Annotated in this window: 20 protein-coding genes; 11 read left to right on the top strand and 9 right to left on the bottom strand. The window is 73.1% G+C overall.

Features of this window, described 5'->3' with window-relative positions; translation table 11 throughout:
- Positions 1-61 precede the first annotated feature (61 nt).
- The 3 genes from dut to NOSIN_RS12335 are packed head-to-tail and all read left to right on the top strand — an operon-like array spanning position 62 to position 2,248.
- Positions 62-538 (top strand): dUTP diphosphatase, encoded by a 477-nt coding sequence (dut, locus tag NOSIN_RS12345; protein WP_077690879.1) that lies wholly within the window; start codon positions 62-64, stop codon positions 536-538.
- Between the two features lie 57 nt (positions 539-595).
- Entirely contained in the window at positions 596-1,450 is an 855-nt protein-coding gene (locus NOSIN_RS12340; RefSeq protein WP_077690878.1) for a DUF3710 domain-containing protein, read from the top strand.
- 57 nt (positions 1,451-1,507) lie between these two features.
- A complete protein-coding gene (locus NOSIN_RS12335; protein WP_077690877.1) occupies positions 1,508-2,248 on the top strand; it encodes a PIG-L deacetylase family protein in 741 nt (246 codons plus the stop codon).
- Between the two features lie 51 nt (positions 2,249-2,299).
- Here the strand turns inward: NOSIN_RS12335 and NOSIN_RS12330 are convergent, their stop codons facing one another.
- On the bottom strand, positions 2,300-3,403 hold the full coding sequence (locus tag NOSIN_RS12330; protein WP_077690876.1) for a serpin family protein: 1,104 nt from the start codon (positions 3,401-3,403) through the stop codon (positions 2,300-2,302).
- 314 nt (positions 3,404-3,717) lie between these two features.
- On the opposite strand from NOSIN_RS12330, the gene NOSIN_RS12325 reads away from it, so the two are divergent.
- A complete protein-coding gene (locus NOSIN_RS12325; RefSeq protein WP_077690875.1) occupies positions 3,718-4,566 on the top strand; it encodes a DUF3159 domain-containing protein in 849 nt (282 codons plus the stop codon).
- Between the two features lie 173 nt (positions 4,567-4,739).
- Here the strand turns inward: NOSIN_RS12325 and NOSIN_RS12320 are convergent, their stop codons facing one another.
- On the bottom strand, positions 4,740-5,426 hold the full coding sequence (locus NOSIN_RS12320; protein ID WP_077690874.1) for a potassium channel family protein: 687 nt from the start codon (positions 5,424-5,426) through the stop codon (positions 4,740-4,742).
- Positions 5,419-6,096, bottom strand: coding sequence for a potassium channel family protein (locus NOSIN_RS12315; protein ID WP_077693557.1), 678 nt, complete (start codon positions 6,094-6,096; stop codon positions 5,419-5,421). Before NOSIN_RS12315 ends, NOSIN_RS12320 begins: the two co-directional genes overlap by 8 nt.
- A gap of 221 nt (positions 6,097-6,317) precedes the next feature.
- Here NOSIN_RS12315 and NOSIN_RS12310 point away from each other — a divergent pair, with 221 nt between their 5' ends.
- On the top strand, positions 6,318-7,595 hold the full coding sequence (locus NOSIN_RS12310; RefSeq protein WP_077690873.1) for a class I SAM-dependent RNA methyltransferase: 1,278 nt from the start codon (positions 6,318-6,320) through the stop codon (positions 7,593-7,595).
- Between the two features lie 118 nt (positions 7,596-7,713).
- Here NOSIN_RS12310 and NOSIN_RS12305 read toward each other — a convergent pair whose 3' ends face one another.
- From NOSIN_RS12305 to NOSIN_RS12285, 5 genes are all read right to left on the bottom strand, one after another.
- Positions 7,714-8,652, bottom strand: a complete 939-nt coding sequence (locus tag NOSIN_RS12305) for an EamA family transporter (RefSeq protein WP_077690872.1) — start codon at positions 8,650-8,652, stop codon at positions 7,714-7,716.
- Positions 8,653-8,891: 239 nt separating this feature from the next.
- Positions 8,892-10,466: a hypothetical protein gene (locus NOSIN_RS12300; RefSeq protein WP_193371957.1), complete on the bottom strand. Its 1,575-nt coding sequence runs from the start codon at positions 10,464-10,466 to the stop codon at positions 8,892-8,894.
- A 74-nt stretch (positions 10,467-10,540) separates the two neighbouring features.
- Positions 10,541-11,434: an ABC transporter ATP-binding protein gene (locus NOSIN_RS12295; protein ID WP_077690870.1), complete on the bottom strand. Its 894-nt coding sequence runs from the start codon at positions 11,432-11,434 to the stop codon at positions 10,541-10,543.
- Complete coding sequence (locus tag NOSIN_RS12290) at positions 11,431-12,231, bottom strand: hypothetical protein (protein WP_077690869.1); 801 nt, start codon at positions 12,229-12,231, stop codon at positions 11,431-11,433. The genes NOSIN_RS12295 and NOSIN_RS12290 overlap by 4 nt, the downstream gene beginning before the upstream one ends.
- Complete coding sequence (locus NOSIN_RS12285; RefSeq protein WP_077690868.1) at positions 12,228-12,812, bottom strand: RNA polymerase sigma factor; 585 nt, start codon at positions 12,810-12,812, stop codon at positions 12,228-12,230. Before NOSIN_RS12285 ends, NOSIN_RS12290 begins: the two co-directional genes overlap by 4 nt.
- 121 nt (positions 12,813-12,933) lie before the next feature.
- Between NOSIN_RS12285 and NOSIN_RS12280 the strand changes: the two genes are divergently transcribed.
- From NOSIN_RS12280 to NOSIN_RS12270, 3 genes are all read left to right on the top strand, one after another.
- Positions 12,934-13,869, top strand: a complete 936-nt coding sequence (locus NOSIN_RS12280) for an LLM class F420-dependent oxidoreductase (protein ID WP_077690867.1) — start codon at positions 12,934-12,936, stop codon at positions 13,867-13,869.
- A 612-nt stretch (positions 13,870-14,481) separates the two neighbouring features.
- Positions 14,482-17,211 carry an aconitate hydratase AcnA gene (gene acnA / locus NOSIN_RS12275; protein WP_077690866.1) on the top strand — a complete coding sequence of 910 codons (2,730 nt, stop codon included), beginning with the start codon at positions 14,482-14,484 and terminating at the stop codon, positions 17,209-17,211.
- A gap of 195 nt (positions 17,212-17,406) precedes the next feature.
- Positions 17,407-17,829 (top strand): SRPBCC family protein, encoded by a 423-nt coding sequence (locus NOSIN_RS12270; RefSeq protein WP_077690865.1) that lies wholly within the window; start codon positions 17,407-17,409, stop codon positions 17,827-17,829.
- 327 nt (positions 17,830-18,156) lie between these two features.
- Here the strand turns inward: NOSIN_RS12270 and NOSIN_RS12265 are convergent, their stop codons facing one another.
- Positions 18,157-18,408 carry a hypothetical protein gene (locus NOSIN_RS12265; RefSeq protein ID WP_077690864.1) on the bottom strand — a complete coding sequence of 84 codons (252 nt, stop codon included), beginning with the start codon at positions 18,406-18,408 and terminating at the stop codon, positions 18,157-18,159.
- A 360-nt stretch (positions 18,409-18,768) separates the two neighbouring features.
- On the opposite strand from NOSIN_RS12265, the gene NOSIN_RS12260 reads away from it, so the two are divergent.
- The 3 genes from NOSIN_RS12260 to NOSIN_RS12250 all read left to right on the top strand — a co-directional run bounded on the left by NOSIN_RS12260 (position 18,769) and on the right by NOSIN_RS12250 (position 24,733).
- A complete protein-coding gene (locus NOSIN_RS12260; protein ID WP_077690863.1) occupies positions 18,769-20,796 on the top strand; it encodes a hypothetical protein in 2,028 nt (675 codons plus the stop codon).
- Positions 20,786-22,147: a hypothetical protein gene (locus NOSIN_RS12255; RefSeq protein ID WP_077690862.1), complete on the top strand. Its 1,362-nt coding sequence runs from the start codon at positions 20,786-20,788 to the stop codon at positions 22,145-22,147. Before NOSIN_RS12260 ends, NOSIN_RS12255 begins: the two co-directional genes overlap by 11 nt.
- Positions 22,148-22,369: 222 nt before the next feature.
- A complete protein-coding gene (locus NOSIN_RS12250; protein WP_077690861.1) occupies positions 22,370-24,733 on the top strand; it encodes a serine/threonine protein kinase in 2,364 nt (787 codons plus the stop codon).
- Positions 24,734-24,772 lie beyond the last annotated feature (39 nt).

The following is a 24,772-nucleotide window of genomic DNA, read 5'->3' as shown; positions in this document are numbered from 1 at the left end:
TTCGCGAACCGGCGGCGCTGGACACCGGTCCGGAGTCCGGGAAACGATAGGCTCGGCCAATGTGAGTACCACATCCCTGGAAGGCGGACGGATCCCTGTCACGGTCCACCGCCTGGACCCCGGCCTCCCCCTGCCCGCCTACGCTCATTCCGGTGACGCGGGCGCGGACCTGTACACCGCGGTCGACGCCGTACTGGACCCCGGTGAGCGGGTCACGGTCCCCACCGGCCTGGCGATCGCCCTCCCCGAGGGGTATGCGGCCTTCGTGCATCCGCGCTCGGGCCTGGCCGCGCGCTGCGGGCTCACGATCGTCAACGCGCCGGGCACGGTCGACGCCGGGTACCGGGGTGAGATCAGGGTGACCCTGCTCAACACCGACAGGGACACCCCGGTGAAACTGTCCCGGGGCGACCGGATCGCGCAACTGGTCATCCAGCGCGTCGAACACGCGGTGTTCGTCGAGGCGGACTCCCTGCCGGAGTCGCCCCGGGGAACGGGCGGTTTCGGTTCGACCGGGGGCCACGCCGCACAGAGGTGACGGCGCCCCAATCCCCGGTGTCATCCCGGGACCAACGCAAAGCGAAGAGGTGAAGGCGTGTTCGGACGCCGCCGCAAGAAGCGGGACGCGAAGACCGAGAGTACGGGGACGGAGGCCGCTCCCAGACGTGAGGGCGCCGCCGGAGCGGTCTCCTTCGGCAACGAGATCGAGCCGGAGCGCCCCACGGAGCAGCCGGCCAAGGAGGCCGACCGCTACCGCGCCACCGGGCCGTGGGACTCCGCCGAGGACGTCCCCGAGGCCAAACGGATGGACCTGGGGAGCATGCTCCTGCCCATGGCGCAGGGCGCCGAGATCCAGGTCAACGTCGCCCAGGACGCCCAGGGCAAGCAGAAGATCATCGGCGTGACCATGATGCGGGACAAGAGCGCGCTACAGGTGCAGCCCTTCGCCGCGCCCAAGTCCTCCGGCCTGTGGGACGAGATGCGCGAGGAGCTGCGCGAGCAGGTCGTCAAACAGGGCGGCAAGGTCGAGGACCACGAAGGCACCTTCGGCCCCGAGCTCAGGGCCCTGGTGCCGGTCAAGGGCCGCAAGACCGAGGACGGCAAGCAGCTCGCCCAGCGGGTGCGGTTCATCGGCGTGGACGGTCCGCGCTGGGTGCTGCGCGGCGTGATCCGCGGCGACGGCGCGTCCAAGCCCGAGGTGATGTCCGAGGTCGAGCAGCTCTTCGCCGACATCGTGGTGGTGCGCGGCGACCAGCCGGTGCCCCCGAACGAACTGCTGCCGATCACCGTGCCCAAGCAGATCCAGGAGCAGATGGCCCAGGCGGCCAAGACGCGCGCCGCCCAGCAGGCGGCCCAGAGCGGCAACGCGGGCCGCTCGCCCAACGGGGCCGCGCCCGGCGGTCAGCCCGGCCGGTCCGGCAGCACCCCGAACGGTTCCGGGCAGTCCTGACACCCGCCCCGCCGAGAACGCGCCGGGGGCACGCGCTCCTTCCGTAGTCTGTGCTCCATGACACAGACGACGGAGAACAGCGTGCCCCGGCCGCTCCCGGAGGACTGGGAGCGCGCCCTGGCGGTGGTGGCCCACCCCGACGACCTGGAGTTCGGCAGCTCCTCCGCGATCGCCCGGTGGACCGGCCAGGGCAAGGACGTGGTGGAGCTGCTGGTCACCAAGGGCGAGGCGGGCATCGACGGCATGGCCCCCGAGGAGTGCGCGCCGCTGCGCATGGCCGAGCAGCGCGCGTCGGCGGCGGCCGTGGGCGCCGCCACCGTCGAGTTCCTGGACTTCCCCGACGGCACCCTGGAGTACGGGCTGCCGCTGCGTGCCGCGCTCGCCGCCGCGATCCGGCGCCACCGGCCCGAGGTGGTCGTCTCCATCAACTTCCGCGACCACTTCCCGGGCGCGAACGGGTTCAACCACGCCGACCACCGGGTGCTCGGCCCGGCCCTGCTGGACGCGGTCCGCGACGCCGCCAACCGGTGGGTGTTCCGCGAGCAGTTGGACGAGGGGCTCCGGCCGTGGTCGGGTGTGCGTTTCGTGGCCTTCGGCGCCTCGCCCCGGGCCACCCACTACGTGGAGCTGGGCGAGGACGACCTGGCCGCGGGCGTGGCCTCACTGGACGCCCACGAGGTCTACCTGTCCAATCTGTCCGGGTTCGACCAGAAGGCCTTCCTGCCCCGGGCCGCGGCCCGCTCCGGGGAGTGGGCCGGCGTCCCGCTCGCCACCGCCTTCGAGGTGTTCGAGACCTGAGGCGGGACCTGGGACCCCGGAAACCGGATGAGGGGACCCGGCCGCCCGGCCTCAGGCGGCCGGACCCGGATCCACCGGGTCGGTGACGCGGCCCAGGAACAGGACCGACTCCCGGCGGCGCAGCACGAACACGAACGGCCGGTCCACCGTGAACCGGACCGGCCTGGTGGGCGTGAACGCCGCCCGGAGCATCATCACGGCGGTGGCGGCGGCGCCCTCGGCCCCCTTCTCGTCCACCCTCAGCACCGACTGGTGCAGGATCTCGTCGGCCCTGAGCGGCTCCGGGCTGATCCCGTCGAAACGGGCCTCGTCCGTGGCCATCCGGCGCACGCCCACGGCCGCCAGCGGTTCGAGCAGGGAGGTGTCGGTCTCCACCCGGAAGCGGGGCAGGGTCAGTTCGACCTGTTGGGAGGAGCGCTCGCGGTACAGGTCCGCGAGCACCTCGGCGGACACCGGCGGGGGAGCGGTGGTCCGCCCGTCGGGCAGCAGCACGTCCAGGACCAGCTCGTGGTCGCCCTCCAGGCTCACCATGCTCCATCCCCGCGCCTGTGCGTGGGGCAGGCGGGCCGACCGGTGCATGGTGGGGACCCTCCTCTTCCCGTCGGGGGTGTGGAAGGTCCTGGCGCGGGTCTGCGCGGGGTCGAAGGGATCGGGCCAGACCACCTTCACCCACAGCGCGTTGACCAGCAGCATCCGCAGGTCGGGGCGGACGCCGCCGGGCGGGAGCAGCTCCCTGATCAGGCCGCGGGTCACGTCCGCGACCTTGCCGTTGATCCGGGAGCGCACCCCCTCGGCGTCGCGTGCGAAGTCGGCGCGTCCCACCTCGGCGCCGGCGCGTCCGCGCACCCGCGCCTCGAAGTCCGGCAGGACCTCCAGGTCGGCGGGCACGTACAGCCCGTTCAGGGTGGCCAGGTCGGGGTCGGAACCGGTGTCCACGGCCGCGTCCAGGGCTTCCAGCTGTCCCTTGGTGTCCGGGCCCAGCAGCGCCTCCAGCTCGTCCAGGGTGCGGCCCGAGGCCCCGGCGGCCAGCAGCCCCAGCACCGTGCCCACCGAGTGGGGCGACCACACGTGCGACCCGCCGGTCCGGGCCAGGACCCGGTCCAGGGCGGCGGCGAACTCCAGGTGGTCCCGTCTCGGGGACGTGCTCGGCTGCATGGGGATCCTCGTTCGCTCTCGGCTCCGGCGGCTCTGGCCGCCAGCGTACGGAGTCGTCCGGGTGACCGCCAGGGTCCTCGGCCCGGCCGTGGCGGCCGGGGCGGTCGGGCCGAGGACGCGAGGCGGTGCGGCGAAACCCCGTCCGAACACGGCGAACACGGGCGGAGCGCAGGCGCGCGGACACGCTCCGTGACACGGAGGTGGTGACAGGTCGCATAGTCTGGGGCATCATGGCGGGCGGACCCGCGCGGGAGGCCCCGTGCGGCGGCGGCCGAGACCGCGACCACCCACGAGCGAACCGGACCGGGAGCAGGATGACTGAGCAGCAGCGGGCCGCCGAGGAGGCCGCCTCGAAGGCCGAGGCGGACGACCGGGAAGAGGTACCCGCGGCGGCGGACGGCCGGGGCGACGCTCCCGACCCGGAGCGGAGGCCGGGCGGGGAGGGCGCCGGGGACACCCCGGCGGTCACCGAGGACACGGTCGAGGCGCTCGTGCGCTCCCAGTTGTCCAAGGCGCTGGGCGGCAAGCGCGGCATGGTCGAGGCGGCCATGCCCACCCTGGCCTTCACCGTCTCCTACATCCTCACCTCGGAGCTGAGGCTGTCGATCGGCCTCGGTGTGGCCGCGGCCCTGTTCCTGGGCGGGATCCGGCTCCTACAGCGCTCCTCGGTGCAGTACGTGCTCACCAGCCTGTTCGGCATCGGCATCGCGGCCGTCTTCGCGATGCGCAGCGGCAACGCCGCCGACGCCTTCCTGCCGGGCATCATCTACAACGCCGTCTACGCCGTGGTGCTGAGCCTGTCGGTGCTGGTGCGCTGGCCCGCGATCGGGCTGATGATCGGCCCGTTCATCGGAAACAAGGAGGACTTCACCTCCTGGCGGTCCAACCCGGCCGTGCTCTCCCTGGCCTCGCGCCTGACCTGGCTGCTGGTACTGCCCTGCGTGATCCGCGTACTCGTGCAGTACCCGCTGTGGATGGCCGAGACCTACGGCTGGGCCGACACCTTCGGCCTGCTCGGCCTCTCCAAGATCGCCATGGGCTGGCCGCTCCAGGTCGCCGCGTTCGCCGCCATGGTGTGGGTGCTGGCCCGGGGGCGCACCCCGCTGGACGAGTACGAGGAGGGGACCTCCGCCCGGGGGGAGGACGGCCCCCGGCGTAGCTAGCGGTCCGGCCACCACCCGGCCACCACCGGGGCGGCCGGTTCGGCCCGGCGCCCCTTCAGGAGCCTGTGCACCGCCCGCCCCCACCGGGGACGGGTCCGGCCCGGGGCTCGGCGCTCGGGATCCGCTCCGGGTGCGAGGCCACGGTGCACGGGGCGGGAGTGTGCGGTGCGGGGCTAGAGGTCCTCGTCCGGGGGCGCCATCAGGGCCTCCAGGGTGCTCAGCGCCTCGGGCTCGGCCAGGAACACCACCGTGTTGCCCACGGACAGGGCCCTTCCGGGGTCGGGAGGGCGCACCCCGCCGGGGCCGACGACCGCCACCAGGGCCACGCCCTCGGGCAGCGCCTCCGTCAGGGCGCTCTCCGGTCCGCCCGCGAACGGGCTCTCGGCGTGCAACACCGACTCGGCGATCTCCGCCCCGGGCAGCGGCGGCAGGCTCCCCTCCTGGTCCGGGTCCTCCTCCGGGGCGCCCTCGACCAGGTCGGCGATCAGCCGCGGCGGGGACACCGCCAGGTCCACGCCCCAGGACTCGTTGAACAGCCACTCGTTGTCGGGGTCGTTGATGCGGGCGATCACCCGGTCCACCCCGAACTCGTTCTTGGCCAGCAGGGACACGACCAGGTTGACCTTGTCGTCGCTGCTGGCCGCGATCACCACGTCGAAGTCGTCCAGCCGGGCGTCCTCCAGGGTGGTCAGCTCACAGGCGTCGGCCAGCAGCCACTCCACCTGGGGCAGGTCGTCCACCCCGATGGCCCGGGTGTCCCGGTCGATCAGCAGCACGTCGTGGCCGCTGCCCGCCAGTTCCGTGGCGATGGAGCGGCCCACGCTCCCGGCTCCCGCGATGGCGATCCGCATCTCACCCACGCCCCGTCTCGTCGTCGTGCAGCCGCCCGGACAGCCCGTCCAGGTCCCGGCCGTGGGCGACCACGTGCAGGACGTCGCCCTCCTCCAGAGGATCGCCGGAACGGGCGAGGACGATCCGTCCCCGACGGGTCAGGTAGACCACCCGCATCGGCACCCGCTCCTCCAGGTCGGCGACGCGGCGCCCCGCCCACCCCGGAGGCAGGGTCAGCTCGTTCATCGCCAGGGTCCCGGACGCGTCCTGCCACTCCGGGCCCACGGTGAGCCGTCCGTCCCCCGGCACCATGCGGCGCAGGATCGCGTCGGCCGTCCACCGCACCGTCGCCACGGTGGGGATGCCCAGACGCTGGTAGACCTCCGCGCGGCGGGGGTCGTAGATCCGCGCGACCACGTGCTCGACCCCGAACGCCTCGCGCGCCACCCGCGCGGAGATGATGTTGGAGTTGTCACCGTTGCTGACCGCGGCGAAGGCTCCGGCCCGGTCGATCCCGGCGGAGAGCAGGACCTCCCGGTCGTGGCCCACGCCACGGACGGCGTGCTTGGACACGGAGCCGCGCAGGCGCCGGAACGCCTCGGGGTCCTGGTCGATCACCGCCACCGTGTGCCCCAGGTCCACGAGGGTGTGCGCCAGGGTGGAACCCACCCGGCCGCACCCCATGATCACGATGTGCACCTCGCCCGCACTCCCGTCGAGATAGCCGACCGTCACGCACGCCGCGCGTGCCTGGTCCCACCTTGGCACAGACTCCTCCGCCACGCGCGTCGGCCCCGGCGCCGACGGCCCGGACACGAAGCAGCACGGATGGTGTGTCGAGGCCGGTAGATTGGGAATGGTTGGTGGCTGTGCGCGCAGGGTCACCCAGAAGCGACCCACCACCTTGAGGACACCACATCATGACCGGCCAGGAATTCGAACTCACTGTTGACGACGTCGCGCAGGGGGGCTGGTGCGTGGGACGCCACGGCGAGCAGGTGGTCTTCGTACGCCACGCCCTGCCCGGTGAGAGGGTCCGCGTCCGCGTCACCGAGATGACCTCCCGCTTCCTCCGCGGCGACGCCGTGGAGATCCTCACCGCCTCCCCCGACCGGGTCGAGGCCCCCTGTGCCTTCGCCGGACCGGGCAAGTGCGGCGGCTGCGACTGGCAGCACGTCTCCCCGGAGGCCCAGCGCGCCCTCAAGGCCAAGGTCGTCTCCGACCAGTTGAGCCGCATCGCCGGGATCGACCGCGAGGTCGTGGTGGAGGAGCTGCCCGGCACCCCCGACGGCCTGGGCTGGCGCACGCGCGTGCGCTTCGCCGTGGACTCCGAGGGCCGCGCCGGACTGCACCGCCACCGCTCCCACGACATCGAGCCCGTCGACCGCTGCCTGATCGCCCACCCCGGTGTGGCCGAGCTCGGCGTGACCGACGTGAAGTGGGAGGGCGTCCGTGACGTGGAGGCGGTCGCCTCGTCCGCCTGCGCGGACCGCGCCGTCGTCGTCACCCCCACCGGGGCCAGACTGAACAACCTTCCCGAGCTGGGCACCTCCAGCGCGGTGCTGCGCCGGTTCAAGGGAGGCCGCGTCCAGCAGGTGCGCGGGCGCCGGGGCGTGCGCGAGAACGCGAACGGCCGCGAGTACCGCGTCAGCGCCGGCGGCTTCTGGCAGGTGCACCCGGCCGCCGCGGAGGTCCTCACGGCCGCCGTGATGGAGGCCCTGGAGCCCAAGCCCGGTGAGACCGCCCTGGACCTGTACTGCGGCGCGGGCCTGTTCACCGGTGCTCTGGCCGAGGCGGTGGGCCCCGAGGGGCGCGCCATGGGTGTGGAGAGCGGCGTCCAGGCCGTGAGCGACGCCCGGTACAACCTCAGGGACATGGAGCAGGTGCGCATCGAGCAGGGTGACGTGGCCGCCCAGCTGCGCGAGTGGGCGGACGTGCACGCCGACGTGGTCGTCCTGGACCCGCCCCGGGCCGGTACGGGCGCCGAGGTGGTGCGCTCCCTGACCGGGACGCGCCCGCGCAGGGTCGCCTACGTCTCCTGCGACCCCGCCACGCTCGCCCGCGACCTGGCCTCGTTCGATCGGGCCGGGTACCGGCTGACGGAGTTCCGCGCCTTCGACGCCTTCCCGATGACCCACCACGTGGAGTGCCTGGCGGTGCTGGAGCCCGTCCGCCCGGCCCGCCGCCACCGCGAGTAGCGGGCCGACCGGGGCTCCCCACCGGATGATCTTGCTCCCAGTGGCACTCTCGACCGCCGACAGTGCCACCAAGAGCAAGATCATCGCTGTGGGGGGCGTGCCCGGCCGACCTCGGCGGTCACCGCTGCCGGGGCCGGGCGGGGGTACGCAGGACCGCCAGCCCCAGGGCGAGCACGGCCAGCCCCGCCCACGACACGGCGGGCAGGCGCTCACCGACCACCACCACGCCCAGCAGCGCGGCCACGGCCGGTTCGGCCAGGGTCAGGGTGGTGGCCACAGACGCGGGAGTGTGCCGCAGCCCGTTCCCGAACAGCCGGTAGGCCAGGAACACGGTGAACACCGCCAGGTGCAGGGCCACCAGGGCACCCTCGGCCGTGGCCAGCCAGGCCGTCCCGGTGGCCAGTACCACCGGGAGCACGGCGATCCCGCCGCCCGCGAACATCGTGCCCATCACGGCGCCCGAGGGGTGCCCCCGCCGGATGAGCCGTTCGGCGACGAGCGCGTAGGCGGAGTAGGACAGCCCCGCGAGCAGGGCCAGGAGCACCCCGGCGGGCCGCACGGCGGACTCGCCGCCGGTGGACTCCGAGCCCAGCACGAGTACGGCACAGCCCAGTACCGCGGCCAGTGTGGCCACGGCCCAGCGCGCCGTGGGCCGGGTCCGCCCGGTCAGCCAGGCCAGCAGCCCGGCGAAGACCGGCGCGCTGCCCAGCGTGATCACCGTGCCGACCGCGACGCCCGCCTGCGCCACGGCCGGGTAGAAGGCCAGCGGGTACCCGGCGACGGCCAGGGCGCCCAGGGCGAGTGCCCACCGGGTGGAGGCCCCGCCCCGGACGACCAGGGCCAGGGAGCCCCGGCCGGTGAGGAACAGCAGCAGGCCGCCCAGGACCAGGCCCGCGGAGCCGATGGCGGCCGCCGGCGCGCTCGCGGGGGCCAGGGAACCGGCGGTGCCGGTGGTGCCCCACAGCACGGCCGCGGCCAGGATCGGCAGCGGCCCCCGGGCCAGGGACGCGGTGGCGGAGGCCGGCGGGGCGGATGCGGGGAGGGAGCGTTCTGACACGGTCGTGGTCCTTCGTCGTCGCGTGTTCCAGGAGGGGGCGGGACGGGCGCGCGACGACACGCGGCCCGGCGGACGCCGCCGGCGGGCCGTGGCCGGGGTTCCCCGGAAGCAGGGGAGGGGCGCGCCCGGTCAGGCGCGCAGAGGGGGAAGCACGACGTGCCAGTACGGATTCTTCATGCCTTCCATCCTACGATCGGATGTATGGGGCGGAGCGTGCGGACCCCGCCCCGGCCGCGGCGTCAGGAGCACACGGGGAGTCCGCGCCACACCGGCTCGTCGGCGACCTCCCCGTAGGGCTGGTGGGGGTACAGCCGCCTCCAGTCGTCGGAGGTCGCGGGTCGGCCGGAGGCCGCCCGGACCCGCAGCCCCAGCAGCTCCGCGAGTTCCCGGGTGCGTCCTCCGGGCGAGGACAGCCTGTCCCAGTGCTGTTCCAGGACCCGGCCCACCCGCTCCTCGGGGAGCCCGACCAGCGCCCGGGCCACCTCCAGGTCCACCGGTGAGGGCAGGTAGGGGTCCAGGCCCATGGTGAGGGCGTCCAGCCTCTCGGTGCGGGACGCCCCCTCCCCGACGGTGGTCAGCCAGGCCGCGATCACGACGCGCGACTGGTCGGTGGCGCGGCAGCGGCGGGGCTCGTAGGGGGAGGACAGGTCCAGGACCGACCGGACCACGCCGCCCACCAGTTCGGCCCGCCAGTACGTCCATCCCGGGTTCATGTAGCTGTAGACCATCACGGACCGGTCCTCGGGAACGTCCAGGTCCCGTTCGTAGGAGGAGCCGTCCTGCCACACCACCGGCAGGCGGCCGTGCGCCTCCTCGGGCAGCAGGTCCACGGCGGGTGCCAGGGTCTCGTGCCAGCGGTCCACCCACGGCTCGTAGCCCGGCAGCGGGCAGTAGGTGATGCCCTCCCTGGTCTGGCAGGAGGGTCCGTGCGCGCCGTACACCTGGCTGTCGGCTATGGGCTTGAGGGGTGTGTAGGTCTGGCGGCCGTGGGCGACGGTGAGCAGGGCGCAGGCCAACAGCACGGCGATCGTTCCCAGGCAGGCGGCGCGGAAGGCGCGCCCGCCCCGTGCGGCCAGGGCCAGGAACACCAGGACGGCCACGGCCAGTACCGCGTAGACGAGGTAGTGGGCGGCCACGTCCGTGACGGAGGGCGCGCGCACCTTGAACGGTTGCATGGTGACGCGGACCGCCCACTGCATCCGGAACGCGGCGCTCTGCAGGCTGTTGTCCAGCAGCGAGACGCCGTACAGCGCGTAGACGGGCATGGTCAGCCCCACCACGACCAGCGGCAGGTACGAGCGGGTCCACGCCACCAGGGTGATCGACAGGAGCGGTCCCGCCGCCGCCAGCAGGAGGGGCGCCGGGTACGCGGGCGGACTCAGCGTGCCCACCAGGGGTGGGGAGGCCATCCAGTACTGCAGGCCGGCCAGCACCGCCACCATCACCGTGCTGACCAGTGAGGAGGCCGCCATCAGGGACAGGAGGCGGCTCGTCCGGCCCAGGGGGGACACCAGCGCCGTGGAGTAGCGGGCCTCACGCATGGCGGGGAAGGTGACCACGGCGAACATCACCACGCCCACGACCGTCGCGATGGAGCCGGCCCTGTTGTGCCAGCTCTCCAGCGTGAGCACGCCCGTGGCCCGGCCCATGTCCATGATCATGTAGGAGCCCGCCGCCATGCCCAGGGCCAGGAGCGGGTTCCGGCACAGGCGCACCGTGTTGAACCACGTCAGCCGGGCGAACGCGGCCGCGCGCCTGGTCACGCGCGACCGGCCCGGCCGGCCCGCGGTGGCCCGGAGGGGCGTCACGTCCACGGACGGCTCCCCGGCGGACGGCTCCGCCGGGGCCGGTTCCACGTCCGCGGAGTCCGCCCGCCCGACGGCACGGCTCACCGGACGTCCTGTTCCACGCCCGTGAGCAGCAGGTAGGCGTCCTCCAGGGTGGGCTCGACCGGTTCCAGCCCGGGACCGGAGACGGTGTGCGCACCGTCGGCCGGGGTGAGCACCCGATAGCGGCCGTCGGCCAGCCGCCAGGCGGTGTACCCCTCACCGGGGTGACCGCGGTGCTCCCACACGTGCCCGCGCGCACGGTCCACCAGTTCTCCCGGGGTGCCGTCGAAGACCACCCGGCCCGCGTCCAGGCACACCACGCGCTGGCACAGCGCCGCCACGTCCTCGATCTGGTGGGTGGACAGCACCACGGTGCTGCGCACGGCCAGCTCCGAGACCAGTCCGCGGAACCTGATGCGCTGTTCGGGGTCCAGCCCGATGGTCGGCTCGTCCAGCAGCAGTACCTCGGGATCGCCGAGCATGGCCGCGGCCAGCCCCAGGCGCTGGCGCATGCCGCCGGACAGGCGGCGGATCCGGCTGTGGCGGCGGTCGAGGAGGCCGACCCGCTCCAGGCCGCGGCGCACCTCGTCGTGGCGGGCCCGGCGCCCGCCCAGCTCCTTGAGCACCGCCATGTAGTCCAGCAGGCCGAACGCGGTGAAGTGCGGGTAGAACTCGGGGTTCTGCGGCAGGTAGCCCAGGCGTCGCCGGATCTCGGTCCGCTCGGCCGCGCGTTCGGGGGCGCACCCCAGCACGCGGACCTCGCCCCCGGTGGCCTCCAGGTCGGTGTTCAGGCAGCGCAGAAGGGTGGTCTTGCCCGCGCCGTTGCGTCCCAGAAGCCCGGTCACCCCGGGGCCCAGGTCGAGGTCGACACCGTCCAGGGCGGTCCGGGTGCCGTAGCGGCGCACCAGCCCGCGCACGTGGACGGAGGCGGTCACCGTGGTCGTGGGGCTCATGCCGTCCTCACACGCCACAGGATGGCGACGAGCAGGGTGGCGAGCGCGCCCGCCCACCACACCTGGGCCTGGGGCGCGAGCAGTTGCAGGGGTGTGGCGTCCGAGGAGGTGACCAGGGCGCCCAGGGCGAGCAGCCACAGCAGCCCCATGACGGCGCTGGCCGCGCCCATGTGCAGCCAGCGGCTGAGCACCAGCGAACCGGCCACGAGGGTGAGCGCGGGCAGCAGCCAGAACGCCGACGCCCAGGGCGCGTGCGAGGAGGGCAGCATCAGGGACGCCGCCGTGCACAGGGCAAGCGCGGGCACCAGTACCGCGCAGGTGCGCAGGAACAGCAGCCGCTGTCCGGCCAGCGGGGTGACCGACGTCAGGGTGTGGGCGGGGTCCACGCCGCGCCCGTAGGCCAGGGCCACGCCCACCAGCGGTACGACCGGGGCGGTGAAGCCGAACATCAGCGAGCCGAGCGGCAGGTGGTGGGCGGCCAGCAGGGCGGCCGCCAGCACCACGACCGTGGCCAGCAGCCAGGCCCGGTACAGGCCCGGAGTGGCGGCGAGCAGTTTGGCGGTGCCCTCGCCCACTCCGAGCGAGGACAGCAGCGCCTCGACCGGTCCGCGCCGGGGGCGGTCCACCACGTCGCGCAGGTCCGCCCAGCTCCGGGCCAGCCAGGCCTCGTCGGCGGGGAGCAGGTCGCGGCAGGGCGCGCAGCGGGTGATGTGTGCCTCCACGGACATGGCGGTGACGTCGTCGGATCGGTGGTGGGCGTACTCGTGTGCCTGGGCAGGGGTCAGGTGCCAGTTCATGTCAGTGCCTCCCGTAGTCGCGCCTTGGCGCGCATGACCCGTGTCTTGACGGTTCCCTCGGGGATCTGGAGGATCTGCGCGGCCTCCCGGACGGTGAGTCCGTCGAGCACGGTGGCCTGGATGGCCGAGCGCAGCTCGGGCGAGAGGGAGTGCAGGGCGGCGCCCAGCGGGCCGTACTCGATGTTGAGCAGCACGGTGTCCTCGGCGGAGGCGTCGCCGATGGTCTCGTAGTCGGTGTCGGCGTCGGCGATCCAGCGGTTGGCCCGCCTGCGCAACTGGGAGATCAGTTGCCGGATCGCGATGGTCCACAGCCAGGCCCCGGCGTCGGTGTCGCCGTGGCGGGGGGTGAAGGATCCCGCGTTCTTCCACACGGCCAGGAAGGTCTCCTGGAGGGCGGCGTCGAGCTGGTCGGGATCGGAACAGCGGTAGCGCAGCCGCGCCCGCAGCCAGGGCGCGTGCCTGTGGTGCAGGATCTCCAGGGCACGGGTCTCGCCCGTGGCGACGGCGGCCAGCAGTACCGGGTCGGCGCTGTCGGAGCCGTAGGAGGGGGCGCGGCGGCGCGCGCGGCGGAGCAGCTTCACGTGGAGGGCTATCGCTACGGGGGTACGGTTCGGTTCTACGGGGAGGGAGCGGGCACGTCTTTTCCACGGTATCCGCGCGGCGGTTTCGGTCTGGTCGTCGCTGTGGGAGAAAATGGGACGTATGCGTCTGAGGATCTTCCTTGAGCCCCAGCAGGGGGCCACTTACGAGGACCAGCTCGCCGTCGCCAGGGCCGTGGAGGACCTGGGGTTCGACGCCCTGTTCCGATCCGACCACTATCTGCGTATGGGAGATCACGTCAGCGGCCTTCCCGGGCCCACCGACGCCTGGATCACCCTGGCCGGGCTGGCCCGTGACACCTCCCGTATCCGTCTGGGCACGCTGATGAGCGCGGCGACCTTCCGCTACCCCGGCCCCCTCGCCATCTCCGTCGCCCAGGTCGACCGCATGAGCGGCGGCCGGGTGGAGTTCGGCTTCGGCGCCGGCTGGTTCGAGGAGGAGCACGCGGTCTACGGGATCCCCTTCCCGGCCACCGCCCGCGAGCGCTTCGACCGCTACGAGGAGCAGTTGGACATCATCACCGGGCTGTGGTCCACCCCGGTGGGCGAGACCTTCCGCTACGAGGGCAAGCACTACCGGCTGGCGGAGGGGCCCGCGCTCCCCAAACCGCAGCAGGGCCCGCGGCCGCCGGTGCTGATCGGCGGGACCGGGCCCAAGCGCACGCCGCGCCTGGCCGCCAAGTACGCCGACGAGTACAACGTGCCCTTCGCCTCGGTCGAGGACACCGCGGCCGCCTTCGGGCGGACCCGCGCCGCGGTCGGGGCCCTGGGGCGCCGCGCCCCGATGGTCTACTCCGCCGCGCAGGTGCTGTGCGTGGGCAAGGACGAGGCGGAGGTGGCCCGGCGGGCCGAGCGGATCGGCCGCGAGGTGCCGGAGCTGCGGGAGAACGGGCTGGCGGGCACCCCGGACGAGCTGGTGGAGAAGATCGGCCTGTTCGCCGCCGCGGGTGCGGAGCGCATGTACCTACAGATGATGGACATGTCCGACCTGGACCATCTGGAACTGGTCGCGTCGCAGGTCGTGCCGCAGTTGGACTGACCGGCCGTTCGGGCGTCGGCGGGGTTCTGGAGGGGCTGAAGGTGAGACAGGCAAGTGCTGCGGTCGTAGGCCGTCGTCTGAGGGCGGCGGCGGGCGACGGTGTGGGCCCGAGCCGTCACACCGGAGGCGCCGAGTGTTCCCGCCTCCGGGCGCTCGAACACGGGGAGGACCGCGCGTAGCGTCCGTTGGGGGTGGCGGCGGGCGACGGGTGGGAGGAGCGGAGCGGGCCCCGAAGAGGCACTTCCCGGGGGGCGGACGCGCCCGGGGAGCGGGTACCCGATAACTTGATATCGAGATACAAGTCAGATAGCTTGATATCAAGATAAAGCGGGGCCCCCCCGACCCGCTCCCCGTTCGGGCGTGTGAGGTTGACCGCTCGGCGGAGCCCGGACCCGAACATCGTGGGCGTCCGCGACCAGCGGACCGCCCGGCCGGTGGCGAGTGGCGTCGCCGCAGGTCACGGCGGCCCTGACGGAGGCCGGAAGGCAGGCGGAGACCACCCCCGCGGCCCTCCGCCCCCGGCACCCGGCCAGGGCGGCCTCAGTAGGTCCCGCATCCGCCCGATGGGGCAGGATGCTGGGAGCAAAGTGGCGAGATCAGGAGGCAGACACCGTGTCCGCGAACAGCTTCGGCGCCCGTGACACGTTGCGCGTTGGCGACGAGTCGTACGAGATCTTCCGTCTGGAGTCCGTTGAGGGCTCCAAGCGGCTTCCCTACAGCCTGAAGGTGCTGTTGGAGAACCTTCTACGCACCGAGGACGGTGCGAATGTCACCGCCGACCACATTCGGGCACTGGGCAACTGGGACCCCAACGCCCAGCCCAGCCAGGAGATCCAGTTCACCCCCGCGCGGGTGATCATGCAGGACTTCACCGGCGTGCCCTGCGTCGTCGACCTCGCCACCATGCGCGAGGCCGTGCGCGACATGGGCGGTGACCCGGACCAGATCAACCCGCTCGCCCCCGCCGAGCTGGTGATCGACCACTCCGTCGTGGTCGACCTCTTCGGCAGTCCCGACGCCTTCGAGCGCAACGTCGAGATCGAGTACGAGCGCAACTACGAGCGCTACAAGTTCCTGCGTTGGGGCCAGACCGCCTTCGACGAGTTCAAGGTCGTCCCGCCCGGCACCGGCATCGTGCACCAGGCCAACATCGAGCACCTGGCGCGCGTCACCATGAGCCGGGGCGGCCAGGCCTACCCCGACACCTGTGTGGGCACCGACTCGCACACCACCATGCAGAACGGCCTGGGCATCCTGGGCTGGGGCGTGGGCGGCATCGAGGCCGAGGCCGCCATGCTCGGCCAGCCGATCTCCATGCTCATCCCGCGCGTGGTCGGCTTCAAGCTGAAGGGCGCGCTCAAGCCCGGCACCACCGCCACCGACCTGGTGCTCACCATCACCGAGATGCTGCGCGAGCACGGCGTGGTCGGCAAGTTCGTCGAGTTCTACGGCGAGGGCGTCGCGTCCGTGCCGCTGGCCAACCGCGCCACCATCGGCAACATGAGCCCGGAGTTCGGTTCCACCGCCGCGATCTTCCCGGTCGACGACGAGACCATCCGCTACATGAGGCTGACCGGCCGCTCCGAGCAGCAGGTCGCCCTGACCGAGGCCTACGCCAAGGCCAACGGCTTCTGGCACGACCCGGCCGTCGAGCCCGAGTTCTCCGAGTACATCGAGCTCGACCTGGCCGACGTGGTCCCCTCCATCGCCGGCCCCAAGCGCCCGCAGGACCGCATCGCGCTGTCGGAGGCCAAGAGCACCTGGCGCCACGACGTGCACAACTACGTCGAAGACGAGGTGGACGAGGCGAGCGAGGAGTCCTTCCCGGCCTCCGACTCCCCGGCGCACATGGCCAAGCCCGGGGGCGAGCGCCCGCACCGCCCGGTCCAGGTCACCATGGCCGACGGCACCGAGACCGAGATCGACCACGGCGCCGTGGTGATCGCCGCGATCACCTCCTGCACCAACACCTCCAACCCCTCGGTCATGCTGGGCGCCGCCCTGCTGGCCAAGAAGGCGGTGGAGAAGGGGCTGTCCCGCAAGCCGTGGGTCAAGACCTCCATGGCGCCCGGGTCCAAGGTCGTCACCGACTACTACGAGCGCTCCGGCCTGACCCCGTACCTGGACAAGCTGGGCTTCAACCTGGTCGGCTACGGCTGCACCACCTGCATCGGCAACTCCGGCCCGCTGCCGGAGGAGATCTCCAAGGCCGTCCAGGACAACGACCTCGCGGTCTCCGCGGTCCTGTCCGGCAACCGCAACTTCGAGGGCCGGATCAACCCGGACGTGAAGATGAACTACCTGGCCTCGCCGCCGCTGGTGGTCGCCTACGCGCTGGCCGGGTCGCTCGACGTGGACATCACCACCGAGCCCCTGGGCGTCGGCGCGGACGGCGAGCCCGTCTTCCTGGCCGACATCTGGCCGAGCGCCGAGGAGATCCAGGAGGTCATGGACTCCGCGATCGCCTCGGACATGTACGAGTCCGCGTACGCGGACGTGTTCGCCGGCGACGAGCGCTGGCGCTCGCTGCCCACGCCCACCGGCAACACCTTCGAGTGGGCGGACGACTCCACCTACGTCCGCAAGCCCCCCTACTTCGAGGGCATGGGCGCCACCCCGGACCCGGTCACCGACATCACCGGCGCCCGCGTCCTGGCCAAGCTGGGCGACTCGGTCACCACCGACCACATCTCCCCGGCCAGCGCCATCAAGCCGGGGACGCCGGCGGCCGACTACCTCAAGGCCCACGGCGTGGAGCGTCGCGACTTCAACTCCTACGGTTCCCGTCGGGGCAACCACGAGGTGATGATCCGCGGCACGTTCGCCAACATCCGCCTGCGCAACCAGCTCGCGCCGGGTACCGAGGGCGGCTACACCCGCGACTTCACCCGGCCCGAGGCGCCCGTGTCGTTCATCTACGACGCCGCGCAGAACTACGCCGAGCAGAACACCCCGCTGGTCGTCCTGGGCGGCAAGGAGTACGGCTCCGGCTCCTCGCGCGACTGGGCCGCCAAGGGCACCGCCCTGCTGGGCGTCCGCGCGGTCATCACCCAGTCCTACGAGCGCATCCACCGCTCGAACCTGATCGGCATGGGCGTCCTGCCCCTGCAGTTCCCCGAGGGCCAGTCCGCCGACTCCCTCGGTCTGACCGGCGAGGAGACCTTCTCCATCACCGGTGTGACCGAGATGAACGAGGGCCGCGTCCCCGAAACGGTGAGGGTCAGCACCGACACCGGTGTGGAGTTCGACGCCGTGGTGCGCATCGACACCCCCGGTGAGGCCGACTACTACCGCAACGGCGGCATCCTGCAGTACGTGCTGCGCCAGTTGATCGCCAAGTAGGCCGATCCCGCGTCGGCCGCGACGCACCCGGGGCCGCCACCGTCGTCCGACGGCGGCGGCCCCTTCGCCGTCCGGGCACCGCGCGTTGCCCAAAACAAGGTCACGGAAAGGTCTCGAAACGGTGATTGCCTTGGCGGGTGACGGGTAGCGGGTCCGACGAGGAAGAACACAAGCGACGGCGAAGGAATCGGATCAATGTCAGAGATCATCGAGACGGTGGAAGTCGACGTTCCGGTCACCGCCGCCTACGCGCAGTGGACGAGGTTCGAGGAGTTCCCGCAGTTCATGGAGGGCGTCGACAAGGTCGTCCGCGCCGGCGACGGGCACATGGTGTGGACCATCGAGATCGGCGGCCAGAAGAGGGAGTTCGAGGCCGTGGTCACCGAGCAGGTCCCCGGTGAGCGGATCGCCTGGAGGACCACGGACGGTGTGACCCACGCGGGTGTGGTGACCTTCCACCGCCTGTCGGAGACGAGCAGCAGGATCACCCTCCAGCTCAAGACCGTCCCGGAGGGCGTGGTCGAGCAGCTCGGCGACAAGCTCGGGCTGGTCGGGGCCCGGGCCAAGGGCGACATGAAGCGCTTCAAGGCACTCGTCGAGTCGGCGAGGACCGTCTGACCGCCCCTTCGCCCCCGAACACGTGACCCCGGTCCCCGTTCCGCCTGGCGGTACGGGGACCGGGGCCGTGCGCGGGTCCCTGACACGCGGGCTCCCGGCACCGGCGTACGGTGCCGGGAGCCCGTTCCTCCGGCCGGGGCGCGGGGCCGTGGTTTCCTTGAGGCTCCGCTCGCCTCACCTCGTGCTCGGACGCCGAGGGTACGGGAACCTCCGGCTCCCACGGTGCGCCCGCTCCTACCTCACGGGCACACCCGCGGGACCTGGCGGAGTCCCGCCGGCGCCCTCGCCGCCCCCCAGCGGCACGGGACCGGGTCCACCGAACAGACCCTAGTCGGCGCCGCTCTCGGTGCTGGAGGAGTAGGAGCCGTCCTTGCCGGCGTAGTCCCAGGACTCCTCGAACCAGGCCTCGCCGTCTCCGGCGGAGGACTCGACCTCGTGGTTGAACGCCCCGTGGGGACCGGCACCGCTGGTCTCCGACTCGTAGTAGGCGTCCGCCGAGGCGACGGCCGGAGCTCCGAACGCCAGCACGGGTGCGGCGATGACGGTGAGCGTGACTCGGTACAGGGTCTTCTTCTGCATGGCAGTGTGTTTCCCTTCGTGGCTTGGTGCGGGGACCGCCGATATCGGACCGGCCCTCGGACCGACGCCGCACACGAGGCGCGGAAAGCGCGGTGGAACCGCCCGGCGTCGTCCCCGCTTCCCAGCCTGCGGCCGGAGGAGGGCAAGAGGGAACACCGGGGAGCTGCGCAAACCCCAAAATCGGGGGAGCCGCGTGGAGGGCGCTCGCGGGGCATGCGACCGGCACCGGAGGCCTTGCGCTGGTCTTCAGTATTAGTCCGGTATGTCGCACTTATCCCACGGGTTCCGACGTCGACATGAGGGGTCGGGTAACCGCTTTCACGCCGGCGAACGTCCGTAAATCCCCGATATGCTCACTGCATGCCCGGTGTCACCAACCTCCGTGTCCGGCCCCCCGTACCGGTCCTTTCCTTCCTGGTCCCCCTGGTCCCCCTGGTCCTCCTCCCCGTCCTGGCCGCGGCGCCGGCCTCGGCCGAACCGGAGTCCGGCTTCGGGGCCTACGAGGAGCGCGTGACCCCCGCGGCCCACTACGCCGCCCTGCTGTCCGAGGAGCCCGAGGGCGCTGCCGTGGTCGTGGACGACGCCCTGTCCGGCGGGTACGACACGGACCGGCTCGAAGAGGACCTGCACCGCTCCTTCGGCGGGCTGGGCGTGCCCTACCACGTCGTCGTCAGCCCCTTTCCGGGCACCGGCGCGGAGTGGGGAGGGGAGATGCTGCCCTCACTGCACGACAGGCTCGGCGAGGAGGGGCTCTACGTCCACATCCGGCCGGAGGACTCCTGGATCGAGGCCGAGGCCCATGGCGTGGACCTGCCCGTCGACGACGCCTCCGGAGCGGTCGCGAAGGACCCGGAGACCGACTACGGGACCCCCGTCGACGAGCTGGCCGAGCACTACACCGCCGCCTTGCTGGACCCCGACGTGGCGGAGCGGGCCGCACGGGAGTGGGAGCACGAGTCCGAGTCCGGGCCCACGGTGTGGGAGGAGTTCCTCGGCGACCTGGACCCCACCAGCTCCGTCGGGCCCGGGAACACCGGCCTCGCGGCCGGAACGGGGGCGGGACTCGTCCTCGCCCTGGGCTGCTACGTGACCTGGCGGCTGGCCCGGCGGTCCCGTCCCGGCAGGCCCCGGATCCGGGTGTCCGTCGTCTCCCTGACGGTCGTACTGCCGTTGACCGCGGCCGTCGCGCTGCTTCCCCTCTCCTATACGCTCAGCGCTCCCCCGGGCGGGGCGGAGATCCCCGACCCGGTGGAGGAGGCGCGCTCCCAGCCGCCCTACGTCTCCTCCACGGTGAGGGTGGAGCACCTGGCCCGGGAGCTGGAGCGGGCCCCCGCGCCCCTGTACGTGGACCCCGTCTCGCCGATGCCGCTGGACGGACTGGCGGACGCCGCGGCGCGGCTGGCCGACTCCCCGGTCCCGGTCCGCGCGGTGGTCACGCCGATGGACGCCACCGACGAGTTCGGCGGGAACCCGGAGGTCCTGGCCCACGCGCTGGCCTCGGTGAGCGGGGAGGACGCCGTCTACGTCGTCGTGTCCGGGCGCGCCTACGAGGGCTCCGTCGAGGTGACCGCCGCACCGGTCGGGGTGGGGATCGACACCTTCACCCTGGGGGCGTCCGTCAGCGAGGTCGAGGAGCCCACCCCGGCCCGGGCGATCGGAGCCGTACTCGACCTGGTCGCGGACATGGAGACCTCACCGGAGGCGGACGACGCCCCCTCCTTCGCCGGGGACCACGTGTACGTTCCCGGCCCCCGGTGGGAGAGGTACTTCTCCGGGGGCTTCCTCCCCGGGCTGCTGGTCGTCGGCCCCCTGATCGGGCTGTTCCTCGCCGGTTCCGTGCTCGGCGTCCTCGCCCTGGTCCGCGCGCGCCGAAGGACGCGGCGGCGCAGCCCCTCGTCGCGCTCCCTGCGGGTCCTGGCCGGGAGGGAGCGTGCGCGGCTGGGCTCCCTGCTCTCCTCCGACCGGGCCGAGCGCGTCCCGCGCGCGCTGATGCCCCAGATCGAGGCGGCGCTGATGGTCATGGAGAGGAACCCCGACGACCTGGACCTGCTGGGCGTGGTGGCCGTCTCCCACAGGGTGCACGCGGTACTGGAGGACCCCGGCCTCCCCGTCGACAGCTCCCCGTGCGCGGTCAACCCCCTGCACGGCACCGCGACGGGCATCCACGGCTCCCGGGTGACCGGGGGCGCGGTCGCACCGCTGTGCCGCGGGTGCGCCGACCTGCCGAGGAGTGAGCAGGAGGCGAACGTGCTGCGCATCCGCGACCGCGGGGGAGCGTGGAGGAGCTACCTGTCGATGGACGACCGCACGTGGGTCCGGCACCGCTTCGGAGCGCGCAGCCCCGGCCGTATGGTCAAGAGCCTCGTGGAGGAGATCGATGTCCGCTGAGTCCCCGCCGCTCCGGTACGCGGCGCGAGTGCTGGCCGCCGGCGCCTGCACCCTGCTGGCCCTGCTCCCCGCGACCGGGGCGCCGGCCCAGGAGACCGGGGAGCGGCGAAACCCGGTCCAGGCCGTCGCCGAGGCCCTGGACGAGTCGCGCGTGTACGTCGATCCCGCCTACGAGAGCGCCTTCCCGGTGGAGGAACAGGAGCGCGTGGCCGGGGCCGTCGACGCCTCCGGCCTGGACCTGCACGTGGTCGCGGTGCCCCTGGCGGAGGGCGACGCGTGGGGCGGTGACGCCGCCACGCTCGCGTCGGTCCTGCACGACCGGAGGGGTGGAGGTGAGGGCCACTACCTGGTCTACGACGGGCTGGGCGGGTTCCACGGCGCGGACTTCGCCTCCGGAGGGAGCGGCCCCGCCCACTACGGCGCCCTGGCCGCCTCCTACGGGACGGAGTTCGACGGCTCCATGCTCGAACAGGTCGACCTGGCGGTGGAGACCGCGCTGTCCGACGACCCCCGGGCCGCCTATGACGAGGCCCTGCGGGCCTACGAGGAGGCCCACCCCGCCCCCGAGGACACCGGGGCGGACCAGGACGCGACCGAGCCGCAGGACGCGGTCGTGGTCTCGGACGGGGACGCGGAGCCGGGGCTGCCGGTCTGGCTCTGGGCGGTGCCCGTGCTCCTGCTCGCGCTCGTGCCGACAGTCCTCCTCTGGCGTCGGCGCGCGGCGGGGACGGCCGGGAGGAGGGCGGTCCCGGTCGCCCAGCACGCCGCGTTCGACAACGCCGACCGCGCCCAGCTGGACTCCCTGGTGGAACAGGGCGAGCACGACCTCATCGAGGTCGGTGAGCGCCTGAGCCGCCTGGACACCGAGAGCACGGCGGGGCAGGGGGCGCACCAGGGCCTGCGGCACGCCCTGGACGCGCGTTCCGCGGCGGCCAACGTCCACGACCGGATGGCGGAGGAGGGGGCCACCCTGCCCGACGCCGTCGGTGTGCTCGTCCTGCTGGACATGGCCGAGGACGAGATCGACGCCGTGTCCAGGGGGCTGCGCGCCGTCGTCCGGCGCCGCCACTGCTACGCCAACCCGCTGCACGGCACACGGACCAAGGTGACGCCCTGGCGCGAGTTCGGCGGCACACGCACCATCCGCGTCCCGCTGTGCGACGAGTGCGCCAGGGCCGTACGCGACCGTGTGCGCCCCGTCGTCCTGCCCGCCGAGCACGAGGGGGAGACGGTCCCGTACTACGAGGTGCCCGCCGAGGACAGCGTGTGGGCCGCCACCGGGTACGGCACCCTCACCGACGACCTCGTCCAGCGGATCCAGCGCGGCGCCCACCGCCGCAGCCGCTCCTGAGGGCGCGGTGCGCGGTCGAGGCGCGGCCGACCGTAACGGAGCGGTATCGGATGTGCTCTTCGGAGAACACGCGTCCCGGCGGCCACCATCTGCCCACACGGAGCGGAACTTTGGTACCCGCCCATGTCACCGGGTTCGGACCGACCGAAACGTGGCTATAGTTCCCACGGGCCCGTCATGGGCTACCGGGGGATGTGAAGACGATGGATACGGGGTGGACCGGTGGACGACCTGGACGGCCGGAACGGTAGCGGCGGGACGGGCCGGGACCCGAACCGCACGGCGGGGAACTACCGGCTGGTGCGGTCCCTGGGACGTGGCGGTTTCGGCGAGGTCTTCCTCGGCGAGGCCCCCGACGGCAGCCGGGCCGCGGTCAAGCTCCTGCACGCCAGCTGGGCGGGCGACCCCGAGATGCGCCGCCGCTTCGCCACCGAGGTGGAGCAGGCCCGCAGGGTGAGCGGCTTCTGCATCGCCGCGATCCTGGACGCCGACCCCGCGGCCCGGGAGCCGTGGATCGCCACGGAGTTCATCGACGGCCCCACCCTGCAGGAGGCGGTGGCCCAGGAGGGTCCCCGGAGCGGGGTCGAGCTGCACCGGCTGGCCGTCTCCACCGCCACCGCCCTGGCCGCGATCCATGCCGCGGGGGTCGTGCACCGCGACCTCAAGCCGGACAACATCATGCTGGCCCCGGACGGCCCGCGCGTGATCGACTTCGGTATCGCCCGCGCGGTGGAGACCACCTCGGTCACCGCCAGCGGCGTGGTCGGAACCATCGGGTACATGGCGCCCGAGCAGCTTGAGGGCATGCGGCTGACCTCGGCGGTGGACATCTTCTCCTGGGGTTCGGTGATGGTCTACGCCGCCACGGGGCGGGAGGCCTTCCCCGGGCCGACCCAGGCCTCCCGTATCGCCCGTGTCCTGGGGGCGGAGCCCGACCTCGGCGCCCTCACCGAACCGCTGGCCGGGATCGTCCGCGCCTGCCTGGACAAGGACCCCGACCGGCGCCCCGACGCCACGGTCCTGCTCAACCGGCTGATCACCGCGCCCGCCGCCGACCGGGCACCGGACGCGTCCCCGGGAGCGCACTCCCCGGGCACGGAGTCCAACGGGACCGCGCCGGACGCGCGCACCCGGGTGAGCGTGGACCCGACCCGGGTCGCCTCCGACGCCCCCGCGCGGGTGGGCCCCACCCGGCTGGCGGACCGGCCCCCCGTGGACCCGACCAGGGTGGCCCCGCAGGTTCCGGTGGACCCGACCCGCGCCTACACGCGGATGGCGCCCGAGAGCGCGGCCTCCGCCGGTCTGGCCCCGCCCCACACGGCCCCGCCCCACACGGCGCCGCCCGTGCCGGGACCGGCCCCCGTGGCCCCCGGTACGCCGCGGCCCCACACAGGGCCCGCGTCACCGCCTCCCCACTCCTCGGCCCCCGTGCCTGGACCGGTGGGCGGGAGCCCCGCCGCGCCGCCGCCGCACCATGCCGGTGTGCCCCCGTACCACTTCCACGGCATCCGGTTCACCGACCCGCGCGACCTGGCCGCGGCGATGCAGCAGAACTGGAGCGCCGCCGTCCAGGTCTTCAACGAGCCGGCCGAGCGCTCCGCCCTCGGCGCCTGGCTCATCAACGACCTCGGCGACACCACCCTGGACCGCTCCCTGTTCCGCGGGCACGCCAACAGCGACGCCAACCTGGCGGTGGCCTCCTTCGTCTCCCAGCTGCGCCCCGACCTGCCGCCCATCTTCCGCGGCCGGGGCGCCACCATGGCCGAGCTGCGCGAGATGTTCACCGACCCGCGCCCCCTGCTCACCGGCGCGCCCCTGGCCAACGAGATGCTCCTGATGGCCCGCCCGAGCCTGCTCAGGATCATGGGCGCCCACCACGGCGGCGACTCCGGTGAGCTGTTGCGGCTCGCCGAGCACCTCGACGAGGCGGAACAGGCGGCCAACGCCTTCCACCAGCAGCTGACCAGCGACCTGGAGGGGTGGCGCACGGCGCGCGTCAACGTCAGCACCGCCCTCGTCCTGACCTTCCTGCTGCACCCGGAGCGGATGGTGCCGCCCGCCGACGGGGGCGACACGGGCGTGGGGGAGTGGGTGACCATCCTCTGGCACCGTGTCCGGAACGCGCCGCTGCCCGTCAACGCCGGGTACGCGGCGGTGGTCTACGGCGCGGTGCAGACCATGCGGGCGCTGGCCGAGCAGCGGCGGCACTGGGAGAGGCGCCACGGCGAGGTCAGGGCCAAGCACGACTCCCTGCGCGGCCGGGTGCGGTTCCAGGAACGGCTGATGCTCACCCTGCGGCTCTGCCGGTTCGCCATCCTGGGCATCCCCGCCGGGATCGTGACCGAGCTGGGGGTGGGCTCCGACCTGGAGGGGATCACCAACCTGCTGCTCGCCGTGGGCGTACTCGGCTTCGTCGGGGCCGTCCTGGCGGAGATCACCGTGCGGATCGCCTTCGGCGGTCCGGAGCGGCGCCGCCAGCGCCACGGGGAGCTGAACGGGGTGTCGTCGCAGTTGCCGCCGCTGACGGCGGGGGTCGACCGCATCCGCGCCGACCTGCGCAGGGCCCGGGAGATCTGCGGGCTCTGACGCCCCGCGGAGCGGCCTTCCGGCGCCCCGGCCCCGGCG

The sequence above is a fragment of the Nocardiopsis sinuspersici genome (assembly GCF_001998325.1).
Lineage (GTDB): Bacteria > Actinomycetota > Actinomycetes > Streptosporangiales > Streptosporangiaceae > Nocardiopsis > Nocardiopsis sinuspersici.
The sequence above is the reverse complement of the archived record's forward strand: the minus strand, read 5'-3'. Positions and strand labels throughout refer to the sequence as shown.